The organism is Bradyrhizobium sp. cf659 (genome assembly GCF_900113725.1).
GTDB lineage: Bacteria > Pseudomonadota > Alphaproteobacteria > Rhizobiales > Xanthobacteraceae > Bradyrhizobium.
Genome location: NZ_FOQJ01000012.1, coordinates 119,985 through 132,648, shown reverse-complemented (window position 1 = coordinate 132,648; position 12,664 = coordinate 119,985). Strand labels below are relative to the sequence as shown.

Below are 12,664 nucleotides of genomic sequence, written 5' to 3'. Positions count from 1 at the left end.
CGCGGAGGTCGCTTCGGCAATGCCGCTGCGGGAAAGGCATGGTTTCCGGTTTTTCACCGCGCCGGCTGGCTCAATCGGATCTGGCGAACATCTCGACCAGGGTCTCGCGCAGCCAGCGCTGCGCCGGCACGGTGTCGTTGCGCTGGTGCCAGAACAGGCTGACGATGCGCGGCGGCGCCTTGAGCGGAAGCGGCATGGCGTGCAGCAGCGGCGCATGCCTTGATTGCGAACGCAGGTCGCTCGGCAGCACGGCAATGAGGTCGGACTGGCGCACGACCTCGTAGGCGGCGCTGTAGTGATTGACGGTCGCGACCAGGTTGCGCGACAGCCCGCGCGAGGCAAGGAAGAGGTCGTAGGACGGCATGGTCTTGCCCGCGAGGCTCACATCGACGTGTCCCGCGTTGAGGAAAGTGCGCGTGCTGAGCCGCTTCATGCCTGCGAGCGGATGGCCGCGCCGCATGAAGCAGGCATAGTCGACGGTCCACAGCGAGCGCGAGCGAATGGCGGCCGGCTGTTGCGCCTCGTTGACATAGACGCTCATGACGCAGTCGACCCTGTTGTCCTCGAGCTGGTCGGCGATCTCCAGGATGGTGTTGGGGACGGTGTGGACGCGCGCTTTGGGCGCGACCTTGCCGAGATGGCCGAGCAGGTCCGGCATCACGAGCGAGGAGACGTAGTCCGACATCGACAGGCTGAACTCGGTCTGCGCGCGGCCGGGATCGAACACCTGCTCGTCGAGCGCACCGCGCACGCTTTCCAGCGCCTCGCCGATCGGCTCCCACAGCACCACGGCGCGCTGGGTCGGGCGGATCCCGGTGCCCGATCTCACGAACAGGGGGTCGCCGAGCGCGTCCCGCAGCCGCGCCAGCGCGTTGCTGACCGCGGGCTGCGTCATCGTCAGCGCGCTCGCCGCGCGCGTGACGCTGCCTTCGGTCATCAGCGCCTCGAAGACCTTCAGGAGATTGAGGTCGAGCGATCTGAACGACACGGCGCAATATTCACAATGGTGATATAATAGATCATAATTATAAATTATGACGATAATGTCTCCTTGTCTATGGTTCCCTGAGGGACACGCGGAGCGCCGGGCCGCCAGACTGAGGGGACTTTCATGTCGATGATATCGGCGCGCATCGAGCGCCTTCCGTTCGCGCGCTTCCACAAGCATCTGCTGCTGATGGGCGGGCTCGGCTACGCGTTCGACGCGATGGACGCGGCGGTGCTTGCCTTCATCCTGCCGGTGCTGCGCACCGCGTGGAATCTGTCGAGCGTGCAGATCGGCGTGCTCGGCAGCAGCACCTATATCGGCTTCCTGTTCGGCGCATTGCTGGCGGGCACGCTGGGCGACCTGATCGGCCGCCGCGCGGTGATGATGTCTGCGCTTGCGCTCTATTGCGCGGCATCCATCGTGAGCGCGATGGTCGATGCATGGCCGTCCTTCTTCGCTGCGCGCGTCGTGGCCGGCATGGGCACCGGCGCCGAGAGCGCGATCATCGCACCCTATCTCGCGGAGTTCGTCGCGCGGCGCTACCGCGGCAGCTTCACCGGCGCGCTGGCCGGCTTCTTCTCCTTCGGCTTCGTTGCCGCGGCGCTGCTCGGCTACTTCATCGTGCCCGCCTATGAGAACGGCTGGCGCATCGTGCTGGTCATCACGGCGGTGCCGGTCGTCATGCTGTTGTGGTGGCGTAGGTCACTGCCGGAATCGCCGCGCTGGCTCGAAAGCCGGGGCAGGGAGAAGGAAGCCGAAGCCGTGCTGGACAGGATCGAGGCAGGCTTTGCGCGCGAGGGCCGTGTCCTGCCGCAGCCGGTCGTCGAAGCCGTCGCGCCGCAGGGCGCGACCGGAACGCTGCTTGCCAATTTCGCCGCGCTCCTCGCCGGCCGGCAGGCGCGCATCACCATCATGACCTGGATCATGTGGCTGGCGATCACCTTCAGCTATTATTCCTTCTTTGTCTGGATCCCCGGCCTGCTGGTCCAGAACGGCATGAGCATCACCAAGAGCTTCGCCTATTCGATCGCGATCTATTGCGCTCAGATCCCGGGCTATTTCAGCGCCGCGTATTTCAACGAGCGTATCGGCCGGCAGGCGACGATTGCGACCTACATGGTGCTCGGCGGCGCCAGCGCGCTCGGGCTCGCCTTCGCGCAGAGCGACCAGCAGATCATGGCGGCGGGAATTTTCCTGTCCTTCTTCATGAACGGCACCTATGCGGGCGTCTATGCCTATACGGCCGAGGTGTTCCCGACGCCGGTCAGGACCACCGGGGCCGGGCTTGCCTCCGCGATCGGCCGCATCGGCGCGATCGTCTCGCCGATCCTGGTCGGCTATCTCTATCCCAATTTCGGCTTCGCCGGCGTGTTCGGCGTCACCACCACCGTGCTGCTGCTCGGGGCGGTGACCGTCGTGCTGATGGGCGTGCCGACGCGCGGCCGTTCGCTGGAGGAGATTGCGGCGGGTGAAGTCGCATGACGCGGACCAAACGCCAGGCCGATCCGCTGCTCTGTGCCGTCGCGGCGGCGCAGGGCAGGGTCGATCAGCCGGATGCGCTGTTCGCGGCACTGGACGAAGCCACGAAGTCGGCGATCGGGCACAAGCTGTTCACGATCCTGACCTATGACGGCGACAGCGGTGAAGCGGCGCGAGTCTATTCCAATCTCCCCGGCCCATATCCGACCGGCGGACGCAAGCGCCTGGCACCGGGCCCGTGGACCGAGGCCGTTCTCGACCGCGGTGAGGGCTATATCGGCCGCACCCGGGACGATCTGCGCCTGGTGTTCTCCGATCACGAGCTGATCGCCTCGCTCGGCTGCGAGAGCGTGCTCAACATGCCCGTGCGCTGGCGCGGGCGTACGCTCGGCTCGCTCAATCTGCTCCATGAGGCAGGCTGGTACGACGAGGACGATGTCGCCGCGTGCCTTCCCTTTGCCCAGCTCACATTGCCGGCACTGCTCGCGCCGGCCCACTTCTGACAGGACGCCGCGATGCCCAGCATCCTCTTCAAGAACGCCGCTCTGCTCGATCCGCTCCAGCCGGACCTGCTGGAGGGACATCACGTGCTGGTCGAAGACAATTTGATCAAGGAGGTCTCGGACCGGCCGCTCCAGGCCACCGCCGACCGGACCATCGATCTGAAGGGCAAAACGCTGATGCCAGGCCTGATCGACCTGCATGTGCATGCGGTGGCGGTCGAGCTCAATCTGGCGCAGCAGGTGCACATGCCGAATGTGCTGGTGACGTTGCGCTCGACGCTGCTCTTGCGCAGCATGCTGCGGCGTGGCTTCACCACGGTCCGCGATGCCGGCGGCGCCGGCCATGCGCTGAAGCAGGCGATCGAGACCGGCCTCACCGACGGCCCGCGGCTGTTCGTCTCGGGCCGGGCGCTGAGCCAGACCGGCGGCCACGGCGACATGCGGGCGCGCTCGGATTATCTGGCGAGCGATGCGCCGTGTCCGTGCTGCGTGCGGGTCGGCGCGCTGGCGCGCGTCGCCGACGGCGTCGACGGCGTGCGCAGGGCGGCGCGCGAGGAGCTCCAGATGGGCGCCGACCAGATCAAGATCATGGCGTCCGGCGGCGTTGCCTCGCCGACCGATCCGGTCGGCGCCTTCGGCTACTCCGAGGACGAGATCCGCGCCATCGTCGAGGAGGCGCGCGGGCGCCAGACCTATGTGCTCGCCCACGCCTACACCGCCGCCGCCATCGCGCGCGCGGTTCGCTGCGGCGTGCGCACCATCGAGCATGGCAATCTCGTGGATGAACCGACCGCGCGCCTGATGGCCGAGAAGGGCGCCTATGTGGTGCCGACGCTGGTCACCTACGAAGCGCTGGCCAACGAGGGCGCCCAATATGGGCTGCCGCCGGAGAGCGTCGCCAAGATCGCCGATGTCCGCGACGCCGGCCTGCGTTCGCTCGCGATCTATCGCGATGCCGGCGTGAAGATGGGGTTTGGCAGCGACTTGCTCGGGCCGTCCCAGCGCCTCCAGAGCGACGAATTCCGCATCCGCGCCGAGATTCTCGGCCCGCGCGCGGCTATCGCCAGCGCCACGGTGGTCGGTGCCGAGGTGCTCGGCATGGAGGGCAAGCTCGGCCGGATTGCGCCCGAGGCTCTCGCGGACCTGCTGGTGGTCGACGGCAACCCACTGCGCGATGTCGCCTGCCTGCTCGGCCAGGGCGAGCACATTCCGCTGGTGATGAAGGCAGGCAAGGTTCAGTTCGATCGGCTGAACGCGTAAAGCGTTTTCGAGCGAAGTGGATACCGGTTCGCGTAAAGAAAACGCGTCAAGACAAGACGCTGCTACCGCCACATCCCCCGCATCCGCGCGCCGATGTCGATCTTGGGCCCTTGCGCCGCGGTGCGTGTCGCGCCTGCGGCCGCCTTCGGCCAGGCGGTGCGCTCGAACAGGTAGACCAGCTGCTCCGGGATGAAGCGGGTGCGCGAGGCGTAGACGTGGCGGTCGCCCTTGGCGGCCTGGCCGTGGGTGAAGAAGCGCTGCGGCACGACGAGGTGGAGATCGTCCTTGGCGCGCGTCATTGCGACATAGAGCAGGCGGCGTTCCTCCTCGAGCTCGGCGCTGGTGCCGGCGCCGAGGTCGGAGGGCATGCAGCCGTCGACGACGTTGAGCACGAACACGGATTTCCACTCCTGGCCCTTGGCGGAATGGATGGTGGAGAGGATCAGATAGTCCTCGTCGCGCAAGGGAGGCCCTGATTTGTCGCTGGTCGCATCCGGCGGATCGAGCGTGAGCTCGGTCAAAAACTTCTCGCGCGAAGAATAGCCGCTCGCGATCTGCTCGAGCTGCATCAGATCGGCGCGGCGCGTCTCGGACTCCTCGTGGATGCGGTCGAGATGCGGCTCGTACCAGAGCCGCACGCGCTCCAGATCCGCCGGCCATTCCGAATAGCGCAGGTTCGCGACCGTGCGGACGAAATCGGTCCAGTCCGCGCCGGTGCGCGGCGGCACCGGGAGCTGGCCGAGTGCAGCAAGCGGGTCGGTGCTCTCCGCCATCTGGTCCAGCACGCGCTGCGCGGTTGCGGGGCCGATGCCGGGCAACAGATGCAGGATGCGGAAGCCCGCAACGCGGTCGCGCGGGTTTTCGGCAAAGCGCAGCAGCGCCAGCACGTCCTTGACGTGGGCGGCGTCGAGGAATTTCAGGCCGCCGAATTTCACGAACGGGATGTTGCGGCGGGTCAGCTCGATCTCCAGCGGACCCGAATGCGAGGACGTCCGGAATAGCACCGCCTGGTGCTTCAGAAGCGCGCCTTGCTCGCGGTTGGCCAGCACCTCTTCGACGATGTAGCGGGCCTGGTCGGCCTCGTCGTGCACGGTGACGAGCTGCGGCTTTTGCGCGGAGGTGCGGTCAGTCCAGAGGTTCTTGGTGAAGCGTTCGCGCGCAAGGCCAATGACGCCGTTGGCCGCCGCCAGCACGGCCTGCGTCGAGCGGTAATTGCGGTCGAGCGTGATCATCTCCGCGCGCGGCGAGAAACTCTGTGGAAACTCCAGGATGTTGCGCACGGTGGCGGCGCGGAACGAATAGATCGACTGCGCGTCATCGCCGACGACGGTGAGGCCGCGTCCGTCGGGCTTCAGCGCCAGCAGGATCGAGGATTGCAGGCGGTTGGTGTCCTGGTATTCGTCGACCAGCACGTGATCGAAGCGTCCGCCGATCTCTTCGGCGATCAGCGCATCGCTCATCATCTGCGACCAGTAGAGCAGCAGGTCGTCGTAGTCGAGCACGTGCTGGGCCTGCTTGGCCTCGACATAGGCCGCGAACAGGCCCTTCAGCTCGGCCGCCCAGCCCGCGCACCAGGGATAGTGCGCCCCTAACACCTTCTCGATCTCCATCTCGGCGTTGACGCAGCGGGAGTAGATCGACAGGCAGGTGCCCTTGGCGGGAAAGCGGCTCTCGGTCTTGGACAGGCCGCGCTCGTGCCGGACCAGATTCATCAGGTCGGCGGAATCCTCGCGGTCGTGGATGGTGAAGGCAGGGTCGACGCCGATCCGCTCGGCATATTCGCGCAGCAGCCGCGCGCCGATGCCGTGGAAGGTGCCGGCCCAGGTCAGCGCATCGCGCATGATCGCGGCGTTGTTCTCCCCGAGCACCTTTCGGGCGATGCGCTCGACCCGGCCGGCCATCTCGGCCGCCGCGCGCCGCGAAAACGTCATCAGCAGGATCCGGCGCGGATCGGCCCCCGCAACGATCAGATGGGCGACGCGATGGGCCAGCGTGTTGGTCTTGCCGGAGCCGGCACCGGCGATGACGAGCAGGGGGGCGCCTACGGTCGACCCGTCGGCCACGCCATGCTCGACGGCGCGGCGCTGCTCCGCATTGAGCGTGTCCAGATATGTTGCCACGAATCGCCCCGGTGAAACCGTGAGATTCGGCGATCTCCTCGCGAATCGCAATGCGGCTGGACGGAACCGAATTTAACACCTAGGGAAAAGACGGCCCAAGGTTCCAGCCCGAGAAGAGCGCGCCCGGCATGACCGAGCTCAAGCCCGACCAGTTCGAGATGCGGCGGCTGGAGTCGCTCAGCAACACCATCTTTGGCGTTGCCATGACGCTTCTGGCCTACGATCTGCCCAAGGCCGCGGTGTTCACCAGCGCCCCCGGCTGGAGCGATCTCGCCCATGTCTATTCCGGCAAGCTCGCCGGCTTCGCGCTCAGCTTCATCATCGCGGGTGTGTTCTGGATCAGCCATCACCGCCGGTTGGCGCGCCAGCCCATCGGCGGCCGGGGCGGTGTGATCCTGAACCTGTTGTTCCTGCTCTCGATCGTGCTGCTGCCGGTCACCAACGGCCTCTACACCAATTACGGCATGAGCAGCGCGGTCGCCGTGCTCTACGGCCTGCATTTGACCGCGATCGCCGGCCTCAATGCCTGGCTGTGGTGGACGATCCTGGGCGGCTGGCGCCACGAGATCATGGCCTCGCTGTTTCCGCTGCTCGTGTTCGTTCCGGGCACGATCGTGGCGGCGTTTGCGCCCCACGTCGCGCCCTTCGTGTGGTTCATCGCCTTCGGCGGGCTGCTGATCCAGCGCTTCTACGTCGCGCGAACCGAGCCGGACGCGTAGGGCTGCGGCTCACCCTGGTGTCGCGCCGAACCCGTCGGCCGGCACGTAAAGCTTGACCGGGCGGATTTCGTAGACCGCAGTCGGATTGACCTGACGCAGCCTCCGCGCCGCCGCGATGGCCTCATCGTCAGTGTCGTATTCCACGAGGTGGAAGCCCAGAAGCTGCTCCTTGGTCTCGGCAAACGGGCCGTCCAGCACCACACCCGCGCCGGGGCCACGCAAGGTGCGAGCCTTTCGGGTCTCGTCCAGACGGGCGGCCGGCCCGAAATGTCCGCTTGCCCTCAAGGGCGCCTGAACCTCGATGACCTTGGCCACGACCGCGGCGTCCTCCTCGGGTGTCCAGGACAAAATCTCGTCTTCCACGTGATAGGCCAGGATAGCGTAGAGCATCGTCACCTCGTTTTTTTGCTGCGCGCGTCCAAAGGACGTATCACCGCGGCCCGCCCCGACAATCCCCGAGCACAAAATATTGCGTCGTGCAGGCTCGACGAAACCGTCCTGAAACCCGATTGCCGCCTTGCGGGGTGAACGCTGCCCAAAGCCGAGGCGACTGATGGCCACAAGAACACGGAAGGCCATCGGAGGCGGCAATGTCGGGTCACACCATCAAGATCATCTGCGACGCACGGCGGGCGGCACAATCGGAGCCTGCCGATTTGCACGACCAGAGCGGTCATCACCGCTATTACGGCAGCTCGGCCGAGAACGGTGGCGAACGCATCGTCGAGAGCCGCCGCGGCAAACGCCCGCGCGCGCTCAATGTCTGCGGCTTCTGAAGCCTTTTCTAGAGCCTTGGGCGAGACCGGTCTTCGCTGATGGGTGTCCTGCAAATATCGATCGCCGCGCTGCCGTTCCTGCTCTCGCTGGCGAGCCGGAGCAGCAAGGCGATCGCGCCGTGCCTGCTCACGAGCATCTTCACAGCGCTGCTCGGCGAAGAGCCCCACCGCGCGGTCATGGCCTGGTGCGTTGGCGTGCTGATCGCCGCGGTGGCGTTACGCGAATGGCTTCGCGCGGCCTGAGCGACACCCTCACGGCGCGTTGAGGACCCGCTTGACGAGGGCCTCCCGCAGCGCCGCCAGTTCGCCGCTCGCCTCCATCTGCGCGATCACCTTGCCGACCTTCGGCACCAGATCGCGATGACGTTCGTGCAGGTAGTGGTAGATGTGGATGCGCTCGAGCGGCGGGGAGAGCGGGTAGATCCTGGCCTGCAGATTGAGCTTCCTCACCGCGACGAGCCCGCTGAAGAGGTCGGTGACCATCACGTCGAAACGGTCGGCGTCGAGCATCTTGACCATGTTCTCGAGGCTGGTGGTCGCCGTGACGCGGGCCATGTCGCGGGTGCCGGCCTCCGAGGAGCCGACGCCGCGGACGATGCCGATGCTGTAGTCCCTGATCGAATTCCAGCCGGCGACGTCGAAACGCAGTTTCGTCGTGAACACCGCGGGCTCGATGTAGTTGATCGCCGGCGTGACCTGGATCAGCGTGGGGTAGTCGCGCGCGAGCGTTCCGATCCGCTGGATCTCGCCGTCGACCTCGCCTGCACTCGACAGCGCGAGTGCCCGCTTGCCGGGGACGTCCTCGAATTCGAGCCTGATGTTGAGCTTGGCGTAGACGGCCCGCAGCATCTCGCCGCCGACATATTGATCGGGGATGTCGGCGATGCGCGCCAGCCGGATCAGCTCCTGCGCCTGCGTTGGACCGGCTGCGAGCAACGACAGGCAGGCGATGGCTATCCGCCACATCACGCGTCTCTTTGGTCGTGCATTGCTACTACTGCATTCGGAGGCCCGCGCGATCTACCGGGAGTGGCGCGCGCCTGCGCGCCGGCTGCAACGGCCATCGCTCGCCCGCCATGCAGGCGGCTCCGGACTTTAACCGATGTCAATCTAGCACCCGAGGTGATAGTTTGCGCGGGAATCCTGCCGCTGGGCGCAAGATATGACCCCGCCGACCTCAAGTCGCCCATGGGCCGACAGGATCACCACGCAGGTCGCGTGAAGGGAAAGTCTCAACGATCGAATTGCTCGCGGCCGCGACCGGCCGGAGCAGGATGCCGCCATTCCGGGGACGTGGTGCATGGGCAACGCAGGCGACGAGGATTCCAAGCGCAGCCGCGCCGTTGCCCCGGCGGCCGCGAAGCAGGATTTGAGCGGGATCGGCGCTGCGCTTGCGCCGGCGATGATCGGAGCGTTGCTGTCGCGGATCTTCAACTGGTCGCGCAGCGGCGTCGGGCCGCGCCTGCTGGCCGCCGTGCTGCTGTTCTCCTCGATCGTCACGCTGATGCTGACCGCGCTTCAGCTCTATCTCGACTACGACCGCGAAGTCGGCGTCATCGAGACGCGGCTCGACGAGATCGGCCGCAGCATCACCGGCAGCCTCGGCGAGAGCCTGTGGAATCTCGACCAGAACCAGATCAAGCTCCAGCTCGACGGCATCCTGCGGCTGCCCGACATCCGCGCCGCCGAGGTGCGCGAGATCGCCGATCGTCCCAATCCGATCCGTGTCGCGGTCGGCGAGCCGAACACCCGTTCGATCGTGACGCGCGACTACCCGCTGAACTATTCCGTGCAGGGGGCCGCGCGCACGATCGGCGTGCTCCATGTCGAGGCGACGCTCAGCGAGGTCTATCGGCAATTGCTGAACCGGGCGCTGATCATCCTGGCAAGCCAGGCGGCGAAGACGTTCCTCGTCTCGCTGTTCATCATCTACATGTTCCATCTCCTGGTGACGCGGCACCTGGTCGCCATCGCCGACTTCGTCAGCAAGTACAGCCTGACACGGCCGCCGCCGCCTTTGCACCTGGAGCGCCGGCCGCCCTACAATGCGGACGAACTGGACAAGGTGATCGACGCCTTCAACGCCATGTGTGCCAATCTCGAGCGGGCCTATGGCGAGTTGCGCGAGGCCAATGCGAATCTCGAGCGCGACCTGACGATCCGTCAGCGCGCCGAAGACGACGCGCGCGCGAGCGAGCAGCGCTTCCGCGACTATGCCGAGACCGCGTCCGACTGGTTCTGGGAGACCGGGCCGGATCATCGGTTCACCTACATATCCGAGCGGGCCGGGGCCTTCGGCATGGACCATAAGGCGCTGATCGGCAAGCGCCGCACCGATGCCGCGTTCGGCCACGACGCCGAGCCGGAGAAATGGCGCGCGCACATGGCGGTGCTGGACCGCCACGAGCCGTTCCGGAAGTTCGAGTATCGCGGCCGCGACATGACCGGACGCGTGCGCCATTTCAGCGTCAACGGCCAGCCGGTCTTCGCGGCCGATGGACGCTTCATGGGTTATCGCGGCTCCGCCACCGATCTCACCGACCAGCACGAGACCGAGGAGCGGCTTCGCCAATCCCAGAAGATGGACGCGATCGGCCAGCTCACCGGCGGCGTCGCGCACGACTTCAACAACGTGCTCACCGTCATCACCGGCACCATCGAGATCATCCACGAAGGGCTTGCGGACAGGCCCCAGTTCGCCGCGATCGCGCAGCTGATCGACGATGCGGCCGCGCGCGGCGCCGAGATCACCTCGCAGCTGCTGACCTTCGCGCGCCGCCAGCCGCTGGAGCCGCGCGAGATCGACGTCAACGCCCTCGTGGTCGAGACGGCGAAGCTGCTGAAGCCGATCCTTGGCGAGCACATCGAGATCGTGACCCGGCTCGCGGACGACGCCTGGTCCGCGATGGCGGATCCGTCGCAGCTTTCCTCCGCGATCGTCAATCTCGCCGTCAATGCGCGTGATGCGATGCCGGACGGCGGTAGGCTCACGCTCGAGACCGCGAACCGGGAGCTAGACGGCGTGCGTAGTGCCGGCGACGGCGACGTCATGCGCGGCGCCTTTGTGATGATTGCGGTCGCCGATACCGGTCACGGCATCCCGGCAGACATCCGCGAGCGCGTGTTCGAGCCGTTCTTCACCACCAAGGGGGTCGGCCGCGGCACCGGGCTCGGGCTGAGCATGGTCTACGGCTTTGCCCGCCAGACCGGCGGCACCGTCGCGATCGAGAGCGAGGAGGGACAAGGCACGGTGATGCGACTGTTCCTGCCGCGATCGAAGGGCGAGGCGCCAACCAGGACGGCACCGGCTCAGGCGCCCGCGGCGGCGCGCGGGCACGAGACGATACTCGTGGTCGAGGACGATCCGCTGGTGCAGGGCTATGTCATCGCCCAGCTCGGCAGCCTCGGCTATCGCACGCTCGTGGCAGGCGACGGCGCAGCCGCCCTCGCGCTGGTCGACCAGGGCGCCGGTTTCGATCTGCTGTTCACGGACATCATCATGCCCGGCGGCATGAACGGTCGGGAACTGGCCGAAGCCGTCCGGCTCCGCCGGCCGGGGGCGAGGGTGCTCTACACCTCCGGCTATACCGACGACACCATTGTCCATGAAGGGCATCTCGATCCCGGCGTGGCGCTGCTTCAGAAGCCATACCGGAAGTCGGAGCTGTCGCAGAAGATTCGCGAGGTGCTTGCGGGCGAGTCGGCCGCCTGAGCGGCATCCGCCCACGAAAAAGGCGCGGCGGGGAGACCCCGTCGCGCCCGATTTCTTGCTCGCTGGTCCAGGGCTGAGAGCGCCCCGATGCCAAGCCTTGTTCAGAGCTTAGCGGGCGATCCCAGCGAGGTGACAGCGCTTGAGATAAGACACTGGATCACCTCCTTTCGTTGGTTTCGGGAGACTCAAATATAGGGCGAAATCCCCTCGCCGTTAAGGGGGCGGGGCCGGAGGCCGGGAACAAGCCCGCTCGCGAGGCGGGAAAGACCGATCCGGGGCAGTTGAGACCGCCGCTCGGCCGTGTTAGGTGATCGCAAGATGCGGGTGTAGCTCAATGGTAGAGCAGCAGCCTTCCAAGCTGAATACGAGGGTTCGATTCCCTTCACCCGCTCCAATTTCCCCATCTAAAAAATCACTTACGATTCAATGTGTTGCATTGGGTGAATCTGTCGTCAAGAGTCCGTAATCAGACTGCCCACGACATTTTCAGGGCGCTGATAGGGCGCACTCTAAATCGACTGCAAAAACAATATTTTGCCTGCAGCTGCGATTGCAAAATTCCGAATCGGCCTATTTTCAAAGCGTTTCCGTGAAGTTCGGTGATCTTTGGTGCGTTAGGTATGCAGACTACGTGGCTCGTGCACCCTTGCAAAATTCGCGGCCATCCTTAGGTTGAGGTAGCCCTTCGGGGCACGCAGTTGGCACTTAGCAAAAATCGCACAGCGCACAGACAGATCAGCAAACACGCAAAATCAGCAGCATCAGCAAAACAGTCAGACAGCAAAACAGATCAATTCGCAGAACAGCAAACAGCAGCAAAACTCGAACATCAGCAAACAGCAGCAAAGATTCAGCGATCAGGTAACTGCGCGGGCCGTCTTCCGGCCGGAGGCATCAGGCCCAGGAATACTCACTGCATGATCATGCTACCGACTTAACCGTCTGTGGCCACGGATCCCAAACATGGAAACGTCATGTTTAAGGTTCGTATCGAGGTGACCGCAGATCTGCATGCAATCAGTCGTCTGATTGTCTTGCTTGTTCTGCTTCTGACTTAACGGAAGGCGCGAGAGGGAAACTTCTCGCGCTTTTTCTTTGGGGGCGAGC

Annotated in this window: 11 protein-coding genes and 1 tRNA gene; 8 read left to right on the top strand and 4 right to left on the bottom strand. The window is 65.6% G+C overall.

Features of this window, described 5'->3' with window-relative positions:
- Window positions 1-70 precede the first annotated feature (70 nt).
- Window positions 71-937 (bottom strand): LysR family transcriptional regulator, encoded by an 867-nt coding sequence (locus BM118_RS33655; RefSeq protein ID WP_349529720.1) that lies wholly within the window; start codon window positions 935-937, stop codon window positions 71-73.
- 174 nt (window positions 938-1,111) lie between these two features.
- Between BM118_RS33655 and BM118_RS33650 the strand changes: the two genes are divergently transcribed.
- Genes BM118_RS33650 through BM118_RS33640 form a run of 3 tightly spaced genes read left to right on the top strand, consistent with a single transcriptional unit; the run spans window position 1,112 to window position 4,230 of the window.
- Window positions 1,112-2,470, top strand: a complete 1,359-nt coding sequence (locus BM118_RS33650) for an MFS transporter (protein ID WP_092191367.1) — start codon at window positions 1,112-1,114, stop codon at window positions 2,468-2,470.
- Window positions 2,467-2,970 (top strand): GAF domain-containing protein, encoded by a 504-nt coding sequence (locus tag BM118_RS33645; protein WP_092191365.1) that lies wholly within the window; start codon window positions 2,467-2,469, stop codon window positions 2,968-2,970. Before BM118_RS33650 ends, BM118_RS33645 begins: the two co-directional genes overlap by 4 nt.
- A gap of 12 nt (window positions 2,971-2,982) precedes the next feature.
- Window positions 2,983-4,230: a metal-dependent hydrolase family protein gene (locus BM118_RS33640; protein ID WP_092191364.1), complete on the top strand. Its 1,248-nt coding sequence runs from the start codon at window positions 2,983-2,985 to the stop codon at window positions 4,228-4,230.
- A 62-nt stretch (window positions 4,231-4,292) separates the two neighbouring features.
- Here the strand turns inward: BM118_RS33640 and BM118_RS33635 are convergent, their stop codons facing one another.
- Complete coding sequence (locus tag BM118_RS33635; RefSeq protein WP_092191362.1) at window positions 4,293-6,350, bottom strand: ATP-dependent helicase; 2,058 nt, start codon at window positions 6,348-6,350, stop codon at window positions 4,293-4,295.
- A 128-nt stretch (window positions 6,351-6,478) separates the two neighbouring features.
- Here BM118_RS33635 and BM118_RS33630 point away from each other — a divergent pair, with 128 nt between their 5' ends.
- Window positions 6,479-7,069: a TMEM175 family protein gene (locus BM118_RS33630; protein WP_092191360.1), complete on the top strand. Its 591-nt coding sequence runs from the start codon at window positions 6,479-6,481 to the stop codon at window positions 7,067-7,069.
- 9 nt (window positions 7,070-7,078) lie between these two features.
- Here BM118_RS33630 and BM118_RS33625 read toward each other — a convergent pair whose 3' ends face one another.
- The gene (locus tag BM118_RS33625) at window positions 7,079-7,459 is read right to left on the bottom strand and encodes a YciI family protein (RefSeq protein WP_092191609.1); all 381 of its coding nucleotides are present in this window, start codon (window positions 7,457-7,459) and stop codon (window positions 7,079-7,081) included.
- 200 nt (window positions 7,460-7,659) lie between these two features.
- Here BM118_RS33625 and BM118_RS33620 point away from each other — a divergent pair, with 200 nt between their 5' ends.
- Entirely contained in the window at window positions 7,660-7,845 is a 186-nt protein-coding gene (locus tag BM118_RS33620; protein WP_092191358.1) for a hypothetical protein, read from the top strand.
- Between the two features lie 39 nt (window positions 7,846-7,884).
- Window positions 7,885-8,088 carry a hypothetical protein gene (locus BM118_RS33615; RefSeq protein ID WP_092191356.1) on the top strand — a complete coding sequence of 68 codons (204 nt, stop codon included), beginning with the start codon at window positions 7,885-7,887 and terminating at the stop codon, window positions 8,086-8,088.
- A gap of 9 nt (window positions 8,089-8,097) precedes the next feature.
- On the opposite strand, the gene BM118_RS33610 is transcribed toward BM118_RS33615, so the two are convergent.
- Window positions 8,098-8,811, bottom strand: coding sequence for a substrate-binding periplasmic protein (locus tag BM118_RS33610; RefSeq protein WP_177234923.1), 714 nt, complete (start codon window positions 8,809-8,811; stop codon window positions 8,098-8,100).
- A gap of 334 nt (window positions 8,812-9,145) precedes the next feature.
- On the opposite strand from BM118_RS33610, the gene BM118_RS33605 reads away from it, so the two are divergent.
- Window positions 9,146-11,557, top strand: coding sequence for an ATP-binding protein (locus tag BM118_RS33605; RefSeq protein ID WP_092191352.1), 2,412 nt, complete (start codon window positions 9,146-9,148; stop codon window positions 11,555-11,557).
- Window positions 11,558-11,877: 320 nt separating this feature from the next.
- Window positions 11,878-11,951, top strand: a tRNA-Gly gene (locus BM118_RS33600).
- Window positions 11,952-12,664 lie beyond the last annotated feature (713 nt).